Annotated in this window: 28 protein-coding genes; 19 read left to right on the forward strand and 9 right to left on the reverse strand. The window is 65.5% G+C overall.

From position 1 onward, the window contains the following. Positions 1 to 31 precede the first annotated feature (31 nt). A complete protein-coding gene (locus tag EB815_RS15715; protein ID WP_056570962.1) occupies positions 32 to 925 on the reverse strand; it encodes a LysR family transcriptional regulator in 894 nt (297 codons plus the stop codon). Positions 926 to 1069: 144 nt separating this feature from the next. On the opposite strand from EB815_RS15715, the gene EB815_RS15720 reads away from it, so the two are divergent. From EB815_RS15720 to EB815_RS15785, 14 genes are all read left to right on the forward strand, one after another. Further along, entirely contained in the window at positions 1070 to 1465 is a 396-nt protein-coding gene (locus EB815_RS15720; protein WP_056570964.1) for a (R)-mandelonitrile lyase, read from the forward strand. 16 nt (positions 1466 to 1481) lie between these two features. Next, positions 1482 to 2471, forward strand: a complete 990-nt coding sequence (locus EB815_RS15725) for an aldo/keto reductase (protein ID WP_056570966.1) — start codon at positions 1482 to 1484, stop codon at positions 2469 to 2471. 24 nt (positions 2472 to 2495) lie between these two features. Further along, positions 2496 to 3236: an SDR family oxidoreductase gene (locus EB815_RS15730; RefSeq protein ID WP_056570968.1), complete on the forward strand. Its 741-nt coding sequence runs from the start codon at positions 2496 to 2498 to the stop codon at positions 3234 to 3236. A 363-nt stretch (positions 3237 to 3599) separates the two neighbouring features. Next, positions 3600 to 4067, forward strand: a complete 468-nt coding sequence (locus EB815_RS15735) for a GNAT family N-acetyltransferase (protein ID WP_162258923.1) — start codon at positions 3600 to 3602, stop codon at positions 4065 to 4067. A 22-nt stretch (positions 4068 to 4089) separates the two neighbouring features. Next, the gene (locus EB815_RS15740; RefSeq protein WP_056570972.1) at positions 4090 to 4476 is read left to right on the forward strand and encodes an ACT domain-containing protein; all 387 of its coding nucleotides are present in this window, start codon (positions 4090 to 4092) and stop codon (positions 4474 to 4476) included. A 182-nt stretch (positions 4477 to 4658) separates the two neighbouring features. Continuing rightward, positions 4659 to 6092: an aldehyde dehydrogenase family protein gene (locus EB815_RS15745; RefSeq protein ID WP_056570974.1), complete on the forward strand. Its 1434-nt coding sequence runs from the start codon at positions 4659 to 4661 to the stop codon at positions 6090 to 6092. A gap of 380 nt (positions 6093 to 6472) precedes the next feature. After that, entirely contained in the window at positions 6473 to 6883 is a 411-nt protein-coding gene (locus EB815_RS15750; RefSeq protein WP_056570976.1) for an MbcA/ParS/Xre antitoxin family protein, read from the forward strand. Next, on the forward strand, positions 6877 to 7575 hold the full coding sequence (locus EB815_RS15755) for an RES family NAD+ phosphorylase (protein WP_056570978.1): 699 nt from the start codon (positions 6877 to 6879) through the stop codon (positions 7573 to 7575). Before EB815_RS15750 ends, EB815_RS15755 begins: the two co-directional genes overlap by 7 nt. Continuing rightward, the gene (locus EB815_RS15760; RefSeq protein ID WP_155772433.1) at positions 7572 to 7742 is read left to right on the forward strand and encodes a hypothetical protein; all 171 of its coding nucleotides are present in this window, start codon (positions 7572 to 7574) and stop codon (positions 7740 to 7742) included. The genes EB815_RS15755 and EB815_RS15760 overlap by 4 nt, the downstream gene beginning before the upstream one ends. Beyond that, complete coding sequence (locus EB815_RS15765) at positions 7732 to 8022, forward strand: ArsR/SmtB family transcription factor (RefSeq protein WP_056570980.1); 291 nt, start codon at positions 7732 to 7734, stop codon at positions 8020 to 8022. Before EB815_RS15760 ends, EB815_RS15765 begins: the two co-directional genes overlap by 11 nt. 45 nt (positions 8023 to 8067) lie before the next feature. Beyond that, on the forward strand, positions 8068 to 9183 hold the full coding sequence (locus tag EB815_RS15770) for an alkene reductase (RefSeq protein ID WP_056570983.1): 1116 nt from the start codon (positions 8068 to 8070) through the stop codon (positions 9181 to 9183). A 226-nt stretch (positions 9184 to 9409) separates the two neighbouring features. Then, positions 9410 to 9871, forward strand: a complete 462-nt coding sequence (locus EB815_RS15775; RefSeq protein WP_056570985.1) for a DUF6314 family protein — start codon at positions 9410 to 9412, stop codon at positions 9869 to 9871. Between the two features lie 25 nt (positions 9872 to 9896). Next, on the forward strand, positions 9897 to 10097 hold the full coding sequence (locus EB815_RS15780) for a hypothetical protein (RefSeq protein WP_065005272.1): 201 nt from the start codon (positions 9897 to 9899) through the stop codon (positions 10095 to 10097). A gap of 21 nt (positions 10098 to 10118) precedes the next feature. After that, a complete protein-coding gene (locus tag EB815_RS15785; protein ID WP_056570989.1) occupies positions 10119 to 10868 on the forward strand; it encodes a sulfite exporter TauE/SafE family protein in 750 nt (249 codons plus the stop codon). 16 nt (positions 10869 to 10884) lie between these two features. Here the strand turns inward: EB815_RS15785 and EB815_RS15790 are convergent, their stop codons facing one another. Then, positions 10885 to 11334: a universal stress protein gene (locus EB815_RS15790; protein ID WP_056570992.1), complete on the reverse strand. Its 450-nt coding sequence runs from the start codon at positions 11332 to 11334 to the stop codon at positions 10885 to 10887. 276 nt (positions 11335 to 11610) lie between these two features. Beyond that, positions 11611 to 13143: an alkaline phosphatase family protein gene (locus EB815_RS15795; RefSeq protein WP_056570994.1), complete on the reverse strand. Its 1533-nt coding sequence runs from the start codon at positions 13141 to 13143 to the stop codon at positions 11611 to 11613. Between the two features lie 219 nt (positions 13144 to 13362). Here EB815_RS15795 and EB815_RS15800 point away from each other — a divergent pair, with 219 nt between their 5' ends. Continuing rightward, entirely contained in the window at positions 13363 to 13944 is a 582-nt protein-coding gene (locus EB815_RS15800; protein ID WP_056570996.1) for a histidine phosphatase family protein, read from the forward strand. 166 nt (positions 13945 to 14110) lie between these two features. Here the strand turns inward: EB815_RS15800 and EB815_RS15805 are convergent, their stop codons facing one another. The 3 genes from EB815_RS15805 to EB815_RS15815 form a co-directional block, all read right to left on the reverse strand. Continuing rightward, complete coding sequence (locus tag EB815_RS15805) at positions 14111 to 14512, reverse strand: VOC family protein (protein ID WP_056570998.1); 402 nt, start codon at positions 14510 to 14512, stop codon at positions 14111 to 14113. 97 nt (positions 14513 to 14609) lie between these two features. After that, positions 14610 to 15662 carry a sigma-70 family RNA polymerase sigma factor gene (locus EB815_RS15810; RefSeq protein ID WP_081294853.1) on the reverse strand — a complete coding sequence of 351 codons (1053 nt, stop codon included), beginning with the start codon at positions 15660 to 15662 and terminating at the stop codon, positions 14610 to 14612. A 42-nt stretch (positions 15663 to 15704) separates the two neighbouring features. Next, positions 15705 to 16451 carry an SDR family NAD(P)-dependent oxidoreductase gene (locus EB815_RS15815; RefSeq protein ID WP_056571001.1) on the reverse strand — a complete coding sequence of 249 codons (747 nt, stop codon included), beginning with the start codon at positions 16449 to 16451 and terminating at the stop codon, positions 15705 to 15707. Positions 16452 to 16670: 219 nt separating this feature from the next. Between EB815_RS15815 and EB815_RS15820 the strand changes: the two genes are divergently transcribed. From EB815_RS15820 to EB815_RS15830, 3 genes are all read left to right on the forward strand, one after another. After that, positions 16671 to 16940: a hypothetical protein gene (locus EB815_RS15820; protein ID WP_056572063.1), complete on the forward strand. Its 270-nt coding sequence runs from the start codon at positions 16671 to 16673 to the stop codon at positions 16938 to 16940. Positions 16941 to 17194: 254 nt separating this feature from the next. Next, positions 17195 to 17608 (forward strand): hypothetical protein, encoded by a 414-nt coding sequence (locus EB815_RS15825; protein WP_056571003.1) that lies wholly within the window; start codon positions 17195 to 17197, stop codon positions 17606 to 17608. Positions 17609 to 17677: 69 nt separating this feature from the next. Next, positions 17678 to 18067 (forward strand): hypothetical protein, encoded by a 390-nt coding sequence (locus EB815_RS15830; RefSeq protein WP_065005273.1) that lies wholly within the window; start codon positions 17678 to 17680, stop codon positions 18065 to 18067. 36 nt (positions 18068 to 18103) lie between these two features. Here EB815_RS15830 and EB815_RS15835 read toward each other — a convergent pair whose 3' ends face one another. Continuing rightward, positions 18104 to 18853 (reverse strand): pseudouridine synthase, encoded by a 750-nt coding sequence (locus EB815_RS15835; RefSeq protein WP_056571008.1) that lies wholly within the window; start codon positions 18851 to 18853, stop codon positions 18104 to 18106. Between the two features lie 124 nt (positions 18854 to 18977). Between EB815_RS15835 and EB815_RS15840 the strand changes: the two genes are divergently transcribed. Then, a complete protein-coding gene (locus tag EB815_RS15840) occupies positions 18978 to 19463 on the forward strand; it encodes a hypothetical protein (RefSeq protein ID WP_244494066.1) in 486 nt (161 codons plus the stop codon). Positions 19464 to 19586: 123 nt separating this feature from the next. On the opposite strand, the gene EB815_RS15845 is transcribed toward EB815_RS15840, so the two are convergent. Together EB815_RS15845 and EB815_RS15850 are read right to left on the reverse strand one after the other, a co-directional pair. After that, a complete protein-coding gene (locus EB815_RS15845) occupies positions 19587 to 20282 on the reverse strand; it encodes a VIT1/CCC1 transporter family protein (protein ID WP_056571012.1) in 696 nt (231 codons plus the stop codon). Continuing rightward, complete coding sequence (locus EB815_RS15850; protein ID WP_056571014.1) at positions 20279 to 20683, reverse strand: OsmC family protein; 405 nt, start codon at positions 20681 to 20683, stop codon at positions 20279 to 20281. Before EB815_RS15850 ends, EB815_RS15845 begins: the two co-directional genes overlap by 4 nt. Positions 20684 to 20778 lie beyond the last annotated feature (95 nt).

Here is a 20778-nt window from a genome sequence, read left to right on the forward strand (position 1 = left end):
CGACCGTGGAGACAGTCCAGATGGAGCGGGACTATTCCCTGTGCCGCAGCGCGTCGACCAGCAGCGAGAAGGCCGGCGTCGCCTGGCGGCGGCTGGGGTAGTAAAGGTGGTAGCCGGGGAAGGGCGGGCACCAGTCGGCCAGCACCCGCACCAGTCGGCCGTCGGTCAATTGCGCCTTCACCTGATCCTCCGGCAGGTAGGCAAGGCCGAGGCCTGCCAGCACGGCATTCATGCGCAGCCCCGCCGTGTTGAAGATCAACTGTCCCTCGACGCGCACTTTCAGCTCGCGCCCGGCCTTTTCGAATTCCCAGGCATAGAGCCCGCCATAGGTCGGCAAACGCAAATTGATGCAATTGTGAGTGGTCAGGTCCTGCGGCGTGCGGGGCTTTGGGCGCCGGGCGAAGTAGGCCGGCGAGCCGACCACGGCCATGCGCATGTCGGGACCGATGCGAACCGCGATCATGTCGTACGCCACCTGTTCGCCAAGCCGCACGCCGGCATCGTAGCGCTCGGCGACGATGTCGGTCAGGCCGTAGTCGACGATGATCTCGACCCTGATGTCGGGATAGTCGGGCAAAAGCCTTGATATCGCCGGCCACAACACGGCGTCGGCCGCGTGCTCGCCGGCGGTGACGCGGATGGTGCCGGCGGGCTTTTCACGCAAGGCGCTCAAGGCGGCAAGTTCGGTCTCGATCTCGTCAAGCCTCGGCCCGACGGAGCGCACCAGGCGCTCGCCGGCCTCGGTGGGCGACACGCTGCGCGTGGTGCGGGTGAGCAACCGCACGCCCAGCCGCTCCTCCAGCGCGCGCACCGTGTGGCTGAGCGCCGATTGCGACACGCCAAGCTGTGCCGCCGCCCTGGTGAAGCTTTTTTCGCGCGCAACCGCAAGGAAGGCGGTGAGCTCGTTGAGGTTGTCTCGCGGCATTGATGAGCCTGTCTCATAAGTACATGCCGGATATAGCACCTAATCCAGGCCAATCGCAGCCGCTAAATAAGCGCCATCGGCTGCCCGAGGACGGCGGCCTTGAAAACCGGCGGCGTCCTGCCCCGGCTTCGAAAGGGAAAACCCATGGACATCAAGCGAAGCGGCTCGCAGCCTTCGGCGAAAGGCCCGGGCGACTGGTTCACCGGCACGGTGCGCATCGACCCGCTGTTTGCGGCCATCGCGCCTGCCCGCGCGGCCGGCAATGCCGTTACCTTCGAGCCCGGCGCGCGCACGGCGTGGCACACCCATCCGCTCGGGCAGTTGCTGATCGTCACCGCCGGCTGCGGCCGCGTGCAGCGCGAGGGCGGGCCAGTCGAGGAGATCCGGCCCGGTGATGTGGTCCGCTTCGAGCCCGGTGAAAAGCACTGGCACGGCGCGGCGCCCACCACCGCCATGACCCATATCGCCATCCAGGAGGCGCTCGACGGCAAGGCCGTCGACTGGATGGAGCACGTCAGCGACGCGCAGTACCAGGCCTGAACAAAGGAGCAAGACAATGCAAAAGCGCACACTTGGAACAAGCGGCCTCGAAGTCTCGGCCATCGGGCTCGGCTGCATGGGCATGAGCCAGTCCTACGGGGCACCGATGGCGACGCCGGATGCCGTCCGCCTGATCCGTTCCGCGTTCGAGCGCGGCATCACCTTCTTCGACACCGCGGAGGTCTATGGACCTTTCACCAACGAGGAGGTCGTCGGCGAGGCGCTGCGGCCGATCCGCGACCAGGTGGTGATCGCCACCAAATTCGGCATCGACATCGCCGGCACGGCCGGACATGAAGGCATGGACAGCCGGCCGCGGCATATTCGCGACGTCGTCGAGGCCTCGCTCAAGCGGCTGAGGACAGACCGCATCGATCTCCTCTATCAGCACCGCGTCGATCCGGTCGTGCCGATCGAGGAGGTGGCGGGCACGGTCAAGGACCTGATCAGCCAAGGCAAGGTGAAGCATTTCGGCCTCTCAGAGGCGGGTGCGCGCACCATCCGGCGCGCCCATGCGGTGCAGCCGGTCGCGGCCCTGCAAAGCGAATACTCGCTCTGGTGGCGCGAACCCGAGGAGGCGATCCTGCCGGTGCTCGAGGAACTGGGCATCGGCTTCGTGCCGTTCAGCCCGCTGGGCAAGGGTTTCCTCACCGGCGCCATCAACGCCAGCACGACCTTCGACAGCAGCGACTTCCGCAACACCGTTCCGCGCTTCGCGGAAGAGGCCCGCAAGGCCAACCAGGCGCTGGTCGACGCGATCGTCGCGACCGCGGGCGAAAAGAAGGTGACCCCGGCACAGGTCGCGCTCGCCTGGCTGCTGGCGCAAAAGCCATGGATCGTTCCGATCCCCGGCACGACGAAGCTCAATCGTCTCGAGGAGAACATCGGATCGTGCGGCGTCGCGCTGACGGCGGACGATCTTGCCGGCATCGAAAACGCGGTCTCGGCGATTGCGGTGCAGGGCGAACGCTATTCGCCGCAACAGGCGGCCAGGATCGATCGCTGAGGCGGAACAGGAAGGAAAATCATCATGACCGAGAACATCAAGGGCAAGGTCGTCGTCATCACCGGCGCCAGCAGCGGGCTGGGTGAAGCCGCCGCGCGGCTGCTGGCGAAAGAGGGTGCCAAGCTGGTGCTGGGCGCGCGCCGCCTCGACCGGCTCGAGGCACTGGCTGGCGAGTTGTCGCTCGGCAAGGATGCCGTCCTGGCAACCGACGTGACCGATGTCGGCCAGGTCCGGCGGCTCGTCGACCAGGCGGTGAAGACGCATGGCCGCGTCGACGTCATCATCAACAATGCAGGCCTGATGCCGCACTCGCCGCTGGAGCGCGGCAAGGTCGAGGACTGGGACCGCATGATCGATGTCAACATCAAGGGCGTGCTCTACGGCATAGCCGCCGCCTTGCCGCATATGAAGACGCAGAAGAGCGGCCATATCATCAACGTGTCTTCCGTGGCAGGCCACAAGGTCGGGCCGGGCGGTGCGGTCTATGCCGCCACCAAGCACGCGGTGCGCATCATCTCCGAAGGGCTGCGGCAGGAGGTAAAACCCTACAACATCCGCACCACCATCATCTCGCCCGGTGCCGTGGCGACGGAGCTGCCCGACAGCGTCACCGAGGCCGATGTCGCGGCGGGCGTGCGCGCGCTCTATGACCGGGTGGCCATCCCCGCCGATTCGTTCGCCAGGACGGTGGTGTTCGCCATGAGCCAGCCCGACGAGGTCGACATCAACGAGATCCTGTTCAGGCCGACGGCGCAGGAGTATTAGGGCGCGGCAGGGATGTTTGACGCTCGCTCGCATTGAAGCGCCGCACGCCTTCGGTGATTGGCGCAAACGTCCAACACTTCGTCATCCTCGGGTCTGCGCCGCGTCGCTTCGCTCCTTGCTCCGCCCGTGGATGACGAAGTGTTGGGGGCGTTGCAAATTTCCAAACCTTGACAGCAATGCCTTTCCTGCTCCAGCTTGGCGCCATGTTCACCCTCGCGCCCACCAACACCAACCGACGCCGCCGCCCTGCACGGAGCGGCAAGCTGAGTGCGCGACGACGAAGGCCGGCAGGATAGATCCGGTTCGTTCGTTTCCAGCCCCGCCCGCGACAACGCCGGCGGGGTTTTTCATGCCTGGAGCCTTGTGATGACAAACAATTCCATCCGGTTTCGGCCGGCCGAAACCGCCGACGCCGCCGCGATCCGGGACATCGTGCGCGCAGCCTATGCGAAATGGGTGCCGGTGATCGGCCGCGAGCCGCTGCCGATGCGCGCCGACTACGACAAGGCCGTGGCCGAGCATCCGTTCGATCTTGCAATCGCGGACGGCCGCGTCGTGGGCATGATCGAAACCGTGCTGGCCGACGACCACCTGTGGATCGAGAATGTCTGCGTGGCGCCGCAGGCGCAGGGCAGGGGCATCGGGCGGCTGTTGCTGGAGCGGGCTGAACAGAAGGCGCTCGAAGCCGGTCGCCCGGAGCTGCGCCTGCTGACCAACGGTGCTTTCGCCGCCAATGTGTCGCTGTACAAATGGCACGGCTATGTGATCGACCGGGAGGAGCCGTTCATGGGCGGCATGACGGTCTATATGAGCAAGAAACTGGCGCGATAGCGGGCAAGCGGAGGAAACGACGGTGGCTGCCAGGGTCAAATTGAAGCAACTTCCCGGGCTGTACGCGATTTCACGGCTCGGGGCGGGCGACGGGATTCCCGGCTGGGCGGATGGGCCGGGCTTCGTCAGCATCACCAGGACCGATGACGAGCTTTCGGTCACGTGCCTGCAGGATCGCGTTCCCGGCACGGTCAAGCACGATCGCGACTGGGTCGCCTTCAAATTGCAGGGGCCCTTTGCTTTCGACGAAACCGGCATCGTGTTGTCGGTCATCCAGCCGCTGTCTGAGAACGGACTGGGCATCTTCCTGGTATCCACCTTCGACGGCGATCATCTGCTGGTGAAAGCGGCGGATCAGGAAGCGGCGAGGCGGCTGTTGGGCGAGGCGGGACATACGCTTGCAATTTGAGCGAATACTGGCGTGATGCAGGTAGCCGTCGAGCCGCTACATGGCCCGACGTCTGTGGCTCAATCACTGGCGTGCTGGCTCAACCACTTCGGGGGTTGCGTTTGACACCGGCGTTTGTGCATCGTTATCTCTAGCTGGATATCACGGCCGGAACGGCCCCGCGGCCCCCCAAGGAGAAAACCATGTCACACAATCTGCAGTTCTATATCGATGGCGCGTGGGTCGATCCTGTCGTGCCCAACACGCTCGATGTCATCGATCCCTCGAACGAGGATGCCTTCGCGCAGATCTCGCTCGGCTCCAAGGCCGATGTCGACAAGGCGGTGGCCGCCGCCAAGCGCGCCTTCAATACGTTCGGTTTCACCTCGGTGGAAGAGCGCCTCGATATCCTCAACCGCGTCATCGAGGTCTACAAGAAGCGCAGCTCCGATCTGGCTCTTGCCGTATCGCGCGAAATGGGCGCGCCGCGCCAATTCGCGCTCGACAGCCAGGTTGGCGTTGGCCTCGCGCATCTGCAGAAGATGGCCGAAACGCTGAAGACGTTCCAGTTCCGCCACGTCAAGGGCAGCGCGCTGATCGTCAAGGAGCCGATCGGCGTCGTCGGCCTGATCACCCCGTGGAACTGGCCGCTGAACCAGATCACCTGCAAGGTCGGCCCGGCGCTCGCCGCCGGCTGCACCATGGTGCTGAAGCCGTCTGAGATCGCGCCGCTCGACGCCATCATCTTCGCCGAGATCATCGACGAGGCCGGCGTGCCGAAGGGCGTGTTCAACCTCGTCAACGGCGACGGCCCAGGCGTCGGCCAGGCGCTGTCCAGCCATCCCGACATCGACATGATGTCGTTCACCGGTTCGACCCGGGCCGGCATCCTGGTGGCCAAGGCCGCCGCCGACACGGTCAAGCGGGTGCATCAGGAGCTTGGCGGCAAGTCGGCCAACATCCTGTTCCCGGATGTCGACCTCGCCACCGCCGTCTCCAAGGGAGTCGCCGGCTGCTTCGGCAACTCAGGCCAGTCCTGCAACGCGCCGACGCGCATGTTCGTGCCGCGCGATCGCCATGACGAGGCCGCTGCTCACGCCAAGGCGGCAGCGGAAAAGTTCGTGGTCGGCCCGGCCGACGGCGCCAACACCAAGCTTGGCCCTGTCGTCAGCCAGGTCCAGTTCGACAAGATCCAGGACCTGATCCAGAGCGGCATCGACGAGGGTGCGACGCTGGTCGCCGGCGGCCCCGGCCGCCCGGCCGAGCTGAACCGCGGCTATTACATCAGGCCGACCGTGTTCGCCGACGTCACCCATGACATGCGCATCGCGCGCGAGGAGATCTTCGGGCCGGTGCTGGCGATCCTGCCCTATGACACGGTCGAACAGGCGGTCGAGCAGGCCAACGACACCGTCTACGGCCTTGCCTCCTACATCCAGGCCAAGGACATCCAGAAGGCGCGCGACGTCGCGGCACGCATGCGCTCCGGCAATGTTTACATCAACTACCCGACCTGGGACGCCGGCCTGCCCTTCGGTGGCTACAAGCAGTCCGGCAATGGCCGCGAATACGCCGAATATGGCCTCGAGGATTTCCTCGAGATCAAGGGCATCGCGGGGTATGAGGCGGCTGAGTAAGGACCGATAGAGCCCCTACAGGCGGCGCGCGACTTTGTGGGACTTGGGCAATCGCCCGAGGCCGGTGCTGCCCCTCACCTGCCTGCCGGCATCCTCCCCGTATAGTGACGGGGAGAGGGGTGCTGTCATAGCCGGTTTCGCCAATCACCAGCGTTGCAAAGGTGGACGCCAGCGTTGCGGCCAGCCCCTTCTCCCCGTCACTATACGGGGAGAAGTGCCCGGCAGGGCGATGAGGGGCGGCGCCAGCTTCGGCGATGGGTGGCCTTCATCACAAGCCAAAGCGATCGTTGATCCGGAGCAATCGCCTTTTGAGCTCCGCTAGCCGTTTCTTGCCAATTGGCAAATACATGCTATATGTATGCCAATAGCAGGGTGAGCAAATGCAGCTTCAATCGATCGTCACGACGCCGGCCACGGTCGGCAGCGCCATCTCGGATGAGGAGGCGGGGGCGCTTGCGCGCACCACGGTCAATTTGTTCAAGGCGTGGGGCCTCACCGACCTCGAGGCCTGCATCCTGCTCGGCGGCATGTCGGCGCGCACCTGGGCGCGGTGGAAGGAGGGCGGCATCGGGCGGATCGACCGCGATTTGCGCACCCGCATGGCGCATCTGATGGGCATCCACAAGGGCCTGCGCTATCTCTTCACCGAGCCGGCGCGCGGCTATGCCTGGATCCGCAAGCCCAATGCCACTTTCGGCGGCCAGTCGGCGCTCGACCTGATGCTGCGCGGCGAAATCTCCGATCTTGCCGCCATGCGCGAATGGCTCGATGCGGAGCGTGGTGCATGGTGAGTGGACTCGCGGTCCGGCGCCGCGTCCACTGGCCCCAGACCTATCGCATCATCCGTTCCATCCATCCGCCGATCGACCTGTTCGAGGACATCGCCGATCCGCGCGACTGGGAGGCGCTGGCCTCGGTCGAGGAGAAGACCAATCCGCGGATCCGGCTTGAGATCGGCGACCTCGGCAAGGTCGCGGCGGCAAGGCGGGTGTCCGGCCCCGGCGCCAGCTTCGTCATGGCGCCCTTCGTGCATTGTTCGACGCTGCGGCCCGGGCGCTTCTCGGATGGCAGCTACGGCCTCTATTATGCCGGCGACAGCGAGGATGTGGCGCTGGCCGAAACCATCCACCATCACCAGAATTTCATGCGCGCCACCAAGGAAGATCCGGGCTGGACGGCTGACTTTCGCGTGCTGATCGGCAGCGTCGACCGCGATCTCGATGACGTCAACGCCGTGCCCGGCGTGCTCGACCCGGACGATTACACCGCCTCGCAGGCGGAAGGGCAGGCGCTGCGGGCGCAAGGCAGCGACGGGCTGGTGTGGAACAGCGTGCGCATGCCTGGGGGGCAATGCATCGGCATCTTCTGGCCTGATGTCATCCCTGTTCCGGTGCAGGGCCGGCATTACAGCTACCACTGGGACGGTGCGCGCGTCGACTTCGTGCGCCAGCACGATACCGGCAAGGTGCTGGCGGTCGTGTGACTGCATGGCGGCGCGTTTCGCCGCTGGCGGCGGCAATTCCGGTTCGTGCCCTGGCCGGAGATCAATATGCCGTGATTGCCGCAAATAAGGGCATGGATTTCCTGCCATATCGCCTCCGCCCGATCTATATATCGATCGAGATCGATGCGGGTGAAGATGGAACATGACATCATATTGAAGGCGCTGGCGCATCCGGTTCGGCGTGATGTCCTGGCGTGGCTGAAGGAGCCTGAAAAGCACTTCACCGCGCAGGAGCATCCGCTCGAAATGGGCGTCTGCGCCAGCCAGTTCGAACGTTGCGGCCTGGCGCAGTCCACCGTGTCGGCGCATCTGGCGACGCTTGCGTCGGCCGGCCTCGTCACCACGCGGCGGGTCGGCCAATGGGTGTTCTACAAGCGCAACGAAGAAACCATCGCCGCCTTTCAGGCCGCCTTGTCCGATCTCTGACGATCCTCCCCGCTTCCTCCCCCGAATGCATGAAAGGCATTTCTCATGGCTACCCTTTTTGATCCCCTGCGGGTCGGCGACCTGGCGCTGGCGAACCGCATCGTCATGGCGCCGCTGACGCGCAATCGCTCACCCAATGCGGTGCCCGGCGACCTGTCGGTGACTTATTACAGCCAGCGCGCCACGGCCGGGCTGATCGTGACGGAGGCCACCGCCATCAGCCATCAGGGCCAGGGCTACGCCGACGTGCCCGGTCTCTATGGCGCGGATCAGCTTGCCGGCTGGAAGCGCGTCACCGACGCCGTCCATAAAGCCGGCGGCAAGATCGTGGTCCAGCTCTGGCATGTCGGGCGCATCTCGCACACCGCGTTGCAGCCCGGCGGCGGCAAGCCGGTGGCGCCGTCCGCGATCAGGGCGAACTCCAAGACTTTCCTGGTCAAGCCCGATGGCAGCGGTGAGTTCGTCGAGACCTCCGAGCCGCGCGCGCTCGATGCGGCCGAACTCCCCGGCATCGTCGATGATTTTCGCCGCGCCGCCAAAGCGGCGATCGAGGTGGCGGGTTTTGACGGCGTCGAGATCCATGGCGCCAACGGCTATCTCATCGACCAGTTCCTGCGTTCCGGCACCAACCATCGCACCGATGATTATGGCGGCTCCATCGAGAACCGGACGCGATTCCTGTTCGAGGTGGTCGACGCGGTGACGGGCGCTGTCGGTGCCGGCAGGACCGGGATCAGGCTGTCGCCGGTGACGCCCGCCAACGACACTTCGGATGCCGATCCGCAGCCGCTTTTCAACCACGCGGTGGCAGGCCTGGGCGGCCGCGGCCTGGCCTATGTCCATATCGTCGAAGGCGCGACCGGCGGCGCGCGCGATTTCAGCCAGGGCGACAAGCCGTTCGACTACGAAGAACTCAAGGCCAGCTATCGCAAGGCCGGCGGCACAGGTGCCTGGCTGGTGAACAATGGCTACGACAAGGAGTTGGCCGAAAAGGCTGTCGCCGACGGCTATGCGGACCTTGTCGCGTTCGGCAAGCTGTTCATCGCCAATCCCGACCTCGTCAGCCGGCTGAAGCGCAATGCCGACCTGAACACCCCGGACAAGGCGACGTTCTATGGCGGTGATGCCAAGGGCTATACGGACTATCCGACGGCGGCCTGAGCCGCCCATCGGAACGGCCGGCTCTCGATGGGGAGCCGGCCGCCATCGCGCTGATGCGCGGCCGGATTTGGCCGAGACGCGCGGGCATTGAACTGGCCTGACTTGACCGGATTTCTTTTCCACGGTGACTTGCGGCGATAGGGAATTTGCCTGATCAAGTCGACATGGGGCTCTATCGCATTTGACCGGAGAAGCATGCTTGATCCCTGTGACGAGGAAGGGGGCAATGGCGGACCACCTCGTCGGCGACTGGAGAGTCCGCCGCACCATGATCGATTTCCTGACCGGCGCGACCCATTGCTTCGCCGGTGACGCCGTCGTCACGGCCGATGCCTTCACCGAGTATGGAACCATGCGCATCGGATCCCAGGAAATGCCGGCAAGCCGGCGCTACCGGCTCGAGCCGGGCGAGCGCTCGGTGCGCATCCTTCATGCCGACGGCCGCGACTTCATCGAGCTAGGGCCGGAGCCGGCGCAGACCGTCCGCCATCTCTGTGGCGCCGATCTCTATGTCGGGCGTTTCTTCTTTCGCGGCCGGGACGAATGGGTGGAGGCGTGGCGGGTCAAGGGGCCGCGCAAGAACTATGCGAGCCTTGGGTGGTTTCGCCGACAGGCCGATTCATCGTCCCGCTTGGGCGAAGGGCATAGGGCAAAAGTCCATGCCTTGCAGAACGCTCTCATTGCCTGAGAATCATTCGCCATGGAGATGTGCGATGAGTGACAAGACCTCGGGCCGGCCCGGCATCCTTGAAAGCGCGGCGATCGTGCTGGCGGTCGCGGTGGCCTCGCTTGCCGTGGCGCAGGCGCAGCCTGGTTTGCGGGAATGCACGGCATCGGCCGTTGCCGTCAGCCGCGATGCCGCGCCAAGACTCAGCCCTGATGCCGACGCGGCGGACATGCTGCAGCATGACTGATCCCGCGGAGAAGGTGCGGTCGTGCTGAGCGCCGGCGTCATCGCGTGGATCGGCGGCGTTTTTCTGGCCGCCGGCTTCGTCAAGGGCATCGTCGGCATGGGGTTGCCGACCGTGGCGATAGGGCTGCTGGCGGTGACGATGCCGCCGGCCGAGGCCGCCGCGCTGCTGCTGATTCCGTCGCTGGTCACCAATCTCTGGCAGTTGTTCACCGGTCCTTCCTTCGGTGGGCTCATCAGGCGGCTGTGGACGATGATGGCCGGCATCATGCTGGGCACCGTCGCCGGGGCAGGGGTGCTCACCGGCGCGCATTCGGGCGCTGCCTCGGCAGGGCTCGGCGCGGCGCTGGTGCTCTATGCCTTGCTCGGCCTGTTCAAGTCTGGCTTCACCGCGCCGGCGCGTCACGAGGTGTGGGCCTCACCACTGGTCGGCTTGGCGACCGGGCTGGTCACCGGCGCCACCGGTGTCTTCGTCATCCCGGCGGTGCCCTATCTGCAGTCGCTGCGGCTGGAGAAGGAGGACCTGATCCAGGCGCTCGGCCTGTCCTTCACCATATCGACGGTCGCGCTCGCCATCGGCCTGCTGCGGACAGGCGCCCTGGCGTCGCCGGCGACGCAACTGACGGGATCGGTCCTGGCGCTGGCGCCGGCGCTGGCCGGCTTGTTCATCGGCCAGGCACTGCGCCGGACAATGAGCGTCGAGACGTTTCGCACGGTGTTCCTGATCGGCCTGCTGGTGCTGGGCGCCTACCTCGCGGGGGAGGCGCTGCACTAGCCGCGCTTGCGGCGCTCTATCGAACGACCAGCACCGGGATTGCGGTGTAGGACAGCACTTCCGCCGTCTGGCTGCCCAGAAGCAGCTTGCCCAGTCCGCGGCGGCCATGCGAGGCCATCACGATCAGATCGCAGCCCAGCGCCTGCGACAGGTCCAGGATCGCCTCGGCGGGCCTTTTGTCCTCGACATGGACCACCTCGGCGGAGACGCCGGCCGCATCGGCCGAAGCCTTGCACTTGGCCAGAACCTCCTTGCCGTATTTGCGCGATTCTTCCTGGTAGACGGCCAGTTCATCGCCGGCGGCATAGCCGGCCATGGCTCCGCCCCAGGCGAAGATCGGGAATTGTTCCGAGACGGTGACGAAGGTGACTGTGGCGCCGATGCCCTTGGCCAATGTGAGGCCATGGGCGATGCCCTTGTCCGCCAGTTCCGATCCGTCGGTGGCGATGAGCAGATGTTTGTACATGGTGATCTGACCTGTTGTGCAAGGGCCGATGCCCTTGGGGTGGCGGGAGCCTTGGAACGGCTTGGCCTGATATAGTTGCGCGGTGGGCCTCCTCACAGGGCCAGCTTCATGTGGATCAGGGCCAGGCGAGGAGGGCCTGAAGCCAGCGTCGGGCCGGTCCGATGCAGCCTGCCATTGGCGATGCGGTCGCCTTTGCGCAAACAATGCCGGTCGCAAACAATTGGCCGCCGGGCAGGCCCGGCGGCCAATGTGAAACCGCATGATCCCGTTCCAGGCCTAGAACGGCGTCGCCGGCAGCTCCTGGGTGCCTTCGAGCTTCACGGCCTGGAGCTCGTTCGGGTCATAGCCAAGGGCCCGCAGGATGGTGGGCGCCACCTGCGTCGTCTGCACCAGGGCTGGCACCGACCTCGGCTTGAGCGAAGGACCGCTGATGAGGAGCGCCACGTTGCGATCGTTCGCATTGGCGCCGCCATGCTCGGCAATCTTCGAACCAGATGTGTAAACCACACCCGGATTGACCGTGGCTATGAAGTCCGGCGTACGGCTGTCGGTGGCTGGATCCTGATAGGCGAGAGCCAGCGCATTCGGCGGCTGGATCTGGGCGATGCCTTCAGCCTTGCTCGATTTCTCGAGATAATCCTGCGCCGCCGCCAGGTTCTTCACCCTGTCTTGCGGCTTGAGCCAGATCAGCGCGGCGTCGTCGGCGATGTGGAAGGCATAGCCCGGCGTCTTCGTGTATGGATCATCGTCCAGTGGCTGGAACGTCGCCGGGTCGATCGGCGACTGGCCATGCTTCGAGGCCAGTATGATCAGGGTCGAGTCGGCGAGATGATTGCCCTTGAGCGCGGCCATCAGTTCGCCGAGGGCGCCGTCGACATAGGCGAGCTGCCCCGCAAGACCACTGCCCGGCGCGCCGCTGGCATCGACATAGCCGCCGACCAGACCGGCCTCGTCGCCAGGACCGGCCTTGGGAAGCTTCTGCCCCACGCTTACCGCCTGGAAATTCATGCCGAAAAGCGCGGGAACCGCAACGTGATGCGCGCCGGTGCTGTCGAGGCCCTTGATTTCGTTGATCACCGCCTGGACCCGCGCTTCGTCAAAGTCACGTTCGGCCTTGAAGCTGCCCGTCGTCTTGACCTTCGTACCGGGGATCAGGCTGTCCTGTTCCAACGCGTAGAGGTCGTCGACACCTTTGCCCGAAGGTCCGTTCAGCCATTCGTAGGCCGGGTGCTTGTCGGACCAGGCTGTGCGGCCACCATGGGCTTTCACGATCTCGAAGACGTTGTTGACCCGCACGAAATCATGCGGATAGACCACCGAGCACTTGCCTTTGACCAGCGTCATCGGCAACTTTGCCGGGTCGATCTGGCTGCGGAAATCGCCCGGCCTGCCGCCACCATCAAGGCGCGTCGGATCGACGTCGATATTCTCGGCGAAGGCCACTTCGGCACCCGGCTCGCCCTTGCAATCCGAAGCCGGGGCGAAATAGGTGCGGTCGTAGCTGTCGTCGTAGAACACGCCCGTCGATTTGGGCGTGCCGCCGGTCACCTGTGCGACAAAACCGGGGAACGAGTCGGACGGGGCGCTGGTCAGCGCGTTGGGATAGAAAATCCCCGTATGGGCGAGCGTGGCGAACGAGCTTTTCGGATTCGCGGCGACATAGTTTGCCAGATCGAGCGCATGGAGCCCGTCGATACTGATGAGCAGTACGTGCTTGTAGGGTGCGGCGACGGCGCTGGAATCAGACAGCGCGCCAGCGAACGCCGCCGTCAGCGTGCCCGCCGCCAGCGCCAGAGATAGCATTTTCATTGAAGTGTCCCTCGTCTCGCAGCCTCGCGATGGATCAAGGATAGGCGCGTTGATATGACAGGTTCATGAAAACGCGCTGGCGAGGACCTTACGGATTTGTAAGCCAGCGGTGATGCAGCGCAAAGATTGCCCCGGCCAGCGCCGCCATTGCCGCCGGGCCTTTCGCTGTGCCGTACGGACCGCTACAGCTTGGCCCGACATCCACGAAAGGCCGAGCGTATGAGCAGCGCGTTTCCGCAAATCCATCTGGTCCGGCATGGCGAGACGGCGTGGAGCCTTTCGGGGCAGCATACCGGCCGCACCGACATGCCGCTGACGCCGGCCGGCGAGGCCGCCGCGCGGGGCGTGGCGGAGCGGCTCAAGGGCCTTTCGTTCTCGGCGGTGTGGTCGAGCCCGTCGCAGCGCGCCTACAACACCAGCGTGCTGGCCGGCTTCGGCGCGCGGAGCGTCAAGATGGATGACCTGCAGGAGTGGGACTACGGCGCCTATGAAGGACGCACCACCAAGGACATCCTGGCCGAGCGGCCGGGCTGGACCGTCTTTCGCGACGGCTGCCCGCAAGGCGAGACGGCGGCCGATGTCGGCGTCCGCGCCGACAGGATCATCAGGCGGCTTCGCGACGCCGGCGGCTCGATCCTGATCTTTTCCAGCGCGCATTTCCTGCGCGTGCTCGCCGCCCGCTGGCTCGGCCTGCCGCCAGAAGGCGGCGCGCTGTTCGTGCTCGATACGGCCAGCATCAGCGTGCTCGGTTACGAGCATGACCTCAGCGAGCCTGTCGTGCGCAAGTGGAACCTGAAGTAGCGGCAGCGGCGCAGGCTCGGCGCGGACGTCTCCTCGCGTTCGTCATCCCAGGGTCTCCGCGACGGAGCTGCGCTCCTGCTTCGCCCTGGGATGACGAACGCGTTGGTGGCTTCGGCTAATTCCAGATGCCGGGCGCTGAAGCAACTCAAACCGCACGGCCCGCCTCCTACTTGTCGAACTTCCGGATGGCTTCCGCCGTCACCGGCGTGAAGAAGTTCACCAGGTTGCCGTCGGGGTCGCGGAACAGCAGCGAGCGGTTGCCCCAGGGCATGGTGGTCGGCTTCTGCACGGTCACGTTCCTGATCAAGTCGGACAGCCTGGCGAATTCGGCATCGACGTCGCCGACGCGGAATTCGAGGATGGCGGTGTGGTTGTCGGCGGGGCGGGCGATGTCGCCGCCGAACAGCATCAAGGTGCGCGTGCTGCCGATCGCCAGCGTGCAGGAAGGCGTCGCCAGTTCGGCGAAGTCCTCGGTGTAGACCGTCGCCGGCATGCCGGTAATCTCGCCGTAGAAGCGCACGAGGCGCTGGACGTCGGATGTGATGATGCGGACAGAGACGAAATTCATCGCAGGGCTCCTTGATCGTCGAAGCCGCGGCCGGGCTCCCGGCCTCCCTATAGGCCAGGCCTCCTGCCACCTTTCCGTCAGGAGAGAGATGCGGGCTTCACGCCTCCGGTTCGGACCAGGTCGGCGGCAGGCCGAAGGCGGCGAACAAGCCGGCGCCGAGCGGGCCGACATAGACGGTCAGCGAGGCGATGGCGCCTTGGGCGGGCTCGATGACGTGCAGCGATTGCGCGCGCCATTCCGGGTCCTGGCGGCGCCGCGCGTAGATCGCGACGGCGGGCTGGCCGTTGGCCCGCGTGGCCACGGCGCGGTAGCCGGCGAAATTGCCCCAGACGGTCTTGAAGAAATCGTGGATCGCGGGGCGGCCCCGATACCAGTCGTGCCATGGCGGCATGTGGTAGGTGGCGTCCTCGCGCAGCAGTTCGATGAAGCCGTCGAGATTGGCGGCCCGCCAGGCCCTGACATAGCGTTCGAGCAGCCGGCCCTCTTCGGGGTTGGGTTGCGATCGCTGCAAGGGACGTCCCTGCGGATAACGCTTGCCAAGTGTCGCCCGCGCCCGCTGCAGGGCGCTGTTGACCGAGGCGGTCGTGCCGCCCAGCAATTGCGCCGTCTCCAGCGCCGACCAGCCCAGCACATCGCACAGCAGAAGCGCCGCGCGTTGCCGGGGCGGCAGCAGCTGGATGGCGGCGACGAAGGCCAGTCGCACGGCTTCGCCGGTCTCGTAGCGCGCGTCCGGGCCGGGCTCGCCATCGACAAGGTCCGGCAACTCGGCGTCGGGGTAGGGCTCCAGCCAGGAAAGCCCGGCGGCCGGCCCGGCCGCGGCGGGCCCTTCGGTCGGCGGCCGTGCGGGCTCTTCGAGAACGCGGTGCGCCGACGATCGTGCCTTTATGGCGTTGAGGCAGGCGTTGGTGGCGATCGTGTAGAGCCAGCCGCGCGGCGAGCCGCGCCCGTCGAATTGCATGCGGCCGCGCCAGGCCTTGAGGAACGTTTCCTGGACGAGATCGTCGGCCTCGTGCAGCGAACCCATCATCCGGTAGCAGTGGAGCTTGAGTTCGCGCCGGTGGGTCGTCGCCAGGCGCTCGAAGGCCGGCCGGTCGAGAACCGGCCGGCCTATCCGATCCTGGGGCTCGGAAGCGCCGGGAGCGTCTGTCATGTCGAACCCGCCATGCTCATTGCGGCCGGCATCCTGCGCGCCTCACGCGGCGGCGGCAAGGCCGCTGCCGCTCACCGTGAAGGCCGTGCCCGGCATCTTGCCGCCAGCCATCGCGACCACCGCGCGCCCGACATCGGCGGGTGTCTGCACATCGCTCATGCTGGCCAGGAAATCGGCCGGGCTGATGCCGAGATAAGCGGAGACGCCCGCTATGCCGCGCTCGCCGACGCCGGTGCTGGCCATGATGCGCATCGGCGCCAGCGCCATGAAGCGCAGGCCAAGGCCAAGCCGGTCGGCTTCCTTCTGGCTGTGGGCGGCAAGGATCATCTGCATGCGCTTGGCGCCGGAATAGCCGCCGGAGTTCGGGGGGCCGCCGCTCAGCGCCGCGCCGCTGGAAATCAGCACCACGCGGCTGCCCGGCTTCAGCCGGCCCTGGAGGGCGGCCCTGCAGAACAGGAACGAGGCCCTGACGTCGGTCTCCCAATTCGCCGAGAAGTCTTCCCAGCTCTGGTCCTGGATCGGGGCCGACGGGGCGAACGCGCCGGCCGAGATCGCCAGCACGTCCGGCTCCAGCGCGGCGAACACCCTGTCGGGCGCGGTGTCGTGCGTGGCGTCGGCGGCCAGCGTCCTGACCCCGGACGCCTCCCAGGAAAGCTCCTTCAGGGCTTCCGCGCCGCGGGCGACGGCGAGCACGGTCGCGCCTTCACCCAGGGCAGCTTCCACGATCGAGCGGCCGACACCCCGGCTGCCTCCGACCACGACGACATTTTGACCTTGCAACGATCCCATGGATCACCTCGCTTTTCCGGCCCGGACAATTCCGGCGCCTGATGATCAGGACAGTCGAGGCGGGTGGAAATCATCGGTGCGACGGTAAAAAATCTTTTGCGGGCGCCTGTCGGGCGGCTCTCATTCGTTCGCGGGTTTGCCAGGGGCCCGATTGGGGCGATAAACTGGACGGCCCATCGTCGATCTCTTGGGCGCAACGGTAACTGGGAGGAATGGATGATGACGACTTTGTTCGTGAGACATACCGTGTCCGACTACAAGGCCTGGCGCAAAGTCTATGACGGGTTCGCGCCGGTGCAAAAGGCCGGTGGCGTGAAAGCCGAGACCGTCTATCAGGCGGCGGACAACCCCAACGACGTCACCGTGACGCATGATTTCGCCAGTGTCGCCGAGGCGCAGGCCTTCATCAAAAACCCAAAATTGAAAGAGGCGATGGCGAGCGCCGGCGTGGTCGGCGCGCCAAGCATGTGGATCACCAACAAGGCTTGATTGATCGCCCGGCCTGTCCGATTGCACATGCGCACTGAACGGCCCAGGCCGCTTCCGGCCTGGCCGGTGCGACGCTGTTCGTCCGTCGGAGGCGCCAGGGCGGATTTATTGTAAAAATCAAAATGCATCAGCGTCGTATCAGGGCTCTATTCTGATAACCAAGAATTGATTGGACGTACCGCTTCCGTGATTGGCCGTTTGCTTGGCGTCATCATAGCGTCGTCGGTGGAGAATTCATCGGCTGAGGGGGTGACATGGTTTTCCGTACGACAAGTGTCATTGCGGGGCTTGCGCTTCTGGGATTTGCGGCCTTCCCCGCGGCTGCCTACACCCACTCGTCCACCTACCAGAAGACCGCGCTTTCGGGTCAGGAGATCTATGTCTTCGGCGGTACGACCCTGAACCCGGACTGTTCCAGCGCCGGCAAGGATGACGTGCGAGTGGTCTCCGGCCCGAGCCATGGAAATGTAAAACTCGTTCACGGCAAGGTGCATCCGTCTTATGCCAAATCGAACGAGCGTTCAAAATGCAATGCCCGCATGGCGGATGGCGTCAAGGCGCTTTACCGGTCGAAACCCGGTTTCACGGGGTGGGACCAGGTCACGTTCTCGGTCCACACCTATGAGGGCAATGCCTTCAGATTTGTCGCCAACATCAAGGTCGAGTAGCGGCGGTGCCGCAACCGCCCGCCTCTCGGCCGGGAGGAGACTTCATGCAGCCAGGGAGATCGCTGAAAGATGGTGCGTAAAACCGCAGGCTTCGTCGCCGCATTGACGGTTCTGGGATTGGCGGCCTGGCCCGCGGCCGCGGGGACGGAGAGCTATCGAAAGACGGCGCTGTCCGGACAGGAGATCTATATCCTCAGGGATGTGAGCCTCAATGAGGATTGTTCGAGCGCGGGCGCCAACGATGTCAGGGTCATCGCCGGCCCAAGCCACGGCAAGGTCAGGCTTGTGCACGCAAAGCTCTATTCCGGTTTCCCCAAATCGAACGAGCGCTGGAAATGCAACACGCACAAGGTCGATGGCATCAAGGGGCTCTACCGGTCGAATCCTGGGTTCAAGGGCATGACGAGGTCACGTTTTCGACCCATACCTATATGGGAAATGCCCATAAGACGGTCGTGAGCATCGACGTCGAATAGTGCTTCGCGACCTCGCCGCTCAGCCCGCCAGCAGCGCCAGTTCCTCCGGCGTCAGATGCCGCGCCGCGCCCTTGGCGAGGTCGCCCAGCGGCAGCCGGCCGATGGCGATGCGGATAAGGCGCTTGACCTCGATGCCGTGCGCGGCGAGCAACCGGCGTATGTGGCGGTTGCGGCCTTCATCGAGCACGATCTCCAGCCAGGCGGTGCGGCCGCCGCTGCGCAAAAGCGCGATCGAATTGGCCGTCAGGGTCTCGCCGTCGACGGTGACGCCCGCGCGAAGTTTGTCCAGCATCGCTTCGTCGGGCACCGCGCCGATCTGGACGTGGTAGGTCTTGGGCAGGTGCGAGCCCGGGTCCATCAGCCGGTTGGCGAAATGCGTGTCGTTGGTCATCAGCAGCAGGCCTTCGCTCGCCTTGTCGAGGCGGCCGACCGGCGAGACGAAAGGCAAATCGAGCCCTTCCAGGCAGGCATAGACGGTGTCGCGCTGCTGCGGGTCGTCGCGGGTGGTGACCAGCCCGCGCGGCTTGTTGAGCATGACATAGACCTTGCGCTCGGCGACCACATGCTCGCCATCGACGACGATGCGGTCGCGGCCGAGGTCGACGCGCAGCGAGGCATCGCGCACCACCTTGCCGCCGACGCGCACGCGGCCCGCGGCGATCAGCACCTCGGCCTGCGTGCGCGAGCACAGGCCGAGCTTGGAGAGCGCGCGGTTCAGGCTGACGCCGGCTTTGGACGGCCTGCCGGTGGGTGGTGGTCTTGATGCCATGCTGATCCGGGTCGGTCGGTTGCATCGGACAGATGGCACGGGTGATGTGGGCATCGCAAGCGGACCTCATGTTGCCACAATCGGACAATGCGATAGAGCCAGCATCAGCTATGGATCCAACAAGTTGAAGAGCGCCGTATTTCCTGCCGCCGTGCTACTTGCCGGTATGACGGTGCCGGCGTGGGCCGATGCGGTATGCATGGCTAACATCGGGCGGTTTGAACCCGGGCAATATGCCTGCCTGGGGGTCGGCGGGGCGAGCCACCTGGCCCGCTGCGAGGTGAACCTCAATATCCTGTCCTGGAAACAGGTCCTCGACCATTGCCCGGGGGGCGATCCGGCGCCGGGGCCCGCTCCGGCTGCATCGGTCTGCCGGGCCAACGGCCAGTTCATCCCGGGCGGCGGTTTTGCCTGCCTCGTCGTGGCCGGCGGCGCGCACCTGGCGCGCTGCGACACCGTGCTCAATGCTTCGTCCTGGACCAAGGTTCAGGACGGCTGCCCCGGCCCGCCGCTACCTAAAGTCATTCCGGATTCGCAGATGCCTCCATTGCTCGAGCATCCGTTGTCTGGTCCTCGACGCCTGATTGAACGATTGCGTGACGCGCTTTGATGTCGGTAAAGGCGAGATTGGCGTCGACATCAAGGTGAAGGACGTTGTCTGAAGTTGACCTTATGGCTCAATGGCATCGCCTCAACCACCCACGCATCGATGCGGGCCGCGACTGTCGGGCGTCTACACCGCCGTGCCGACCAGCGCGCCGATGCCGGCGGTGAGCGCCATGGCGAAGGCACCCCAGAAGGTGACGCGCAGCGTTGCTCGAAGGATGTTGGCTCCGCCCGCCCTGGCGCCGATGGCGCCCAGCAAGGCGAGGAAAAGCAGGGACGCCACCGAGACAGCCGGCACCAGCATGGAGGCGGGCGACACCAGCACCATGAGCAGTGGCATGGCCGCGCCCACGCTGAAGGTCGCCGCCGAGGTCAGCGCCGCCTGGATCGGCCGCGCCGTGGTCATTTCGGAGATGCCGAGTTCGTCATGGGCATGCGCGGCCAGAGCATCCCTGGTCATCAGCTGCTCGGCGACCTGGCGCGCCAGGCCTGCCTCCAGCCCGCGCTTGACGTAAATCTGCGCCAGTTCCTCGCGCTCGAATTCGGGCTGGGACCTGAGTTCCTCGCGTTCGCGGGCGAGGTCGGCATTCTCGGTGTCCGACTGGGAGCTGACCGAGACATACTCGCCAGCCGCCATCGACATGGCGCCCGCCACCAGGCCGGCTATGCCGGCGACCAGAACCTGCGAAGTCGGTGCCGCGGCCGACGCCACGCCGACGATCAGGCTGGCGGTCGAGACGATCCCGTCATTGGCCCCCAGCACGGCGGCGCGCAGCCAGCCGATGCGTGACACCAAATGGTTTTCGACATGCAGGCGGCTCATGCTTTTCTCCGGATCGTGCCTTCGAGTTTCGTGGCGACGGCGACTGTATTGGAAATCGTGCCGTATTTGCGGACGTTCTTGTGCAGCAGCTCCAGCCGCTGGTCGGTTTCATCGGTGTCGACGACAAGCTCATAGTCGATGGAGGCAATCCCCGGCGGGCTGTCGCGCCGAACGGCATGCAACGCGACCCTGACGCCGCGCAGCTTGAAACCGAGCATCGGGGTGACGCGCTCGATGCCCTTGATCATGCAGGCGCCAACGGCCGCCAGAAGCAGTTCGGCCGGATTGAAGGCATCGGCCCGGCCCTCGAGACAGGTGTCGAGAACAAGCGCGGCGTTCTTGGTCGTGGCCACGCTGCCTCGCGCATCGGTCCGTCTGGCTTCAATGCTGTATTCGAACATGGTGCCACCTGCTTCGCAGCCCGCCTGGCGGGCGCCGTTCCAGTGTTTCTAGCCTCTTTGCAGGAAGCAGAAGTTGATCCAGGTCAGAATCAGGT

This window comes from Mesorhizobium loti (assembly GCF_013170705.1).
In the GTDB taxonomy this organism is placed as follows: domain Bacteria; phylum Pseudomonadota; class Alphaproteobacteria; order Rhizobiales; family Rhizobiaceae; genus Mesorhizobium; species Mesorhizobium loti_D.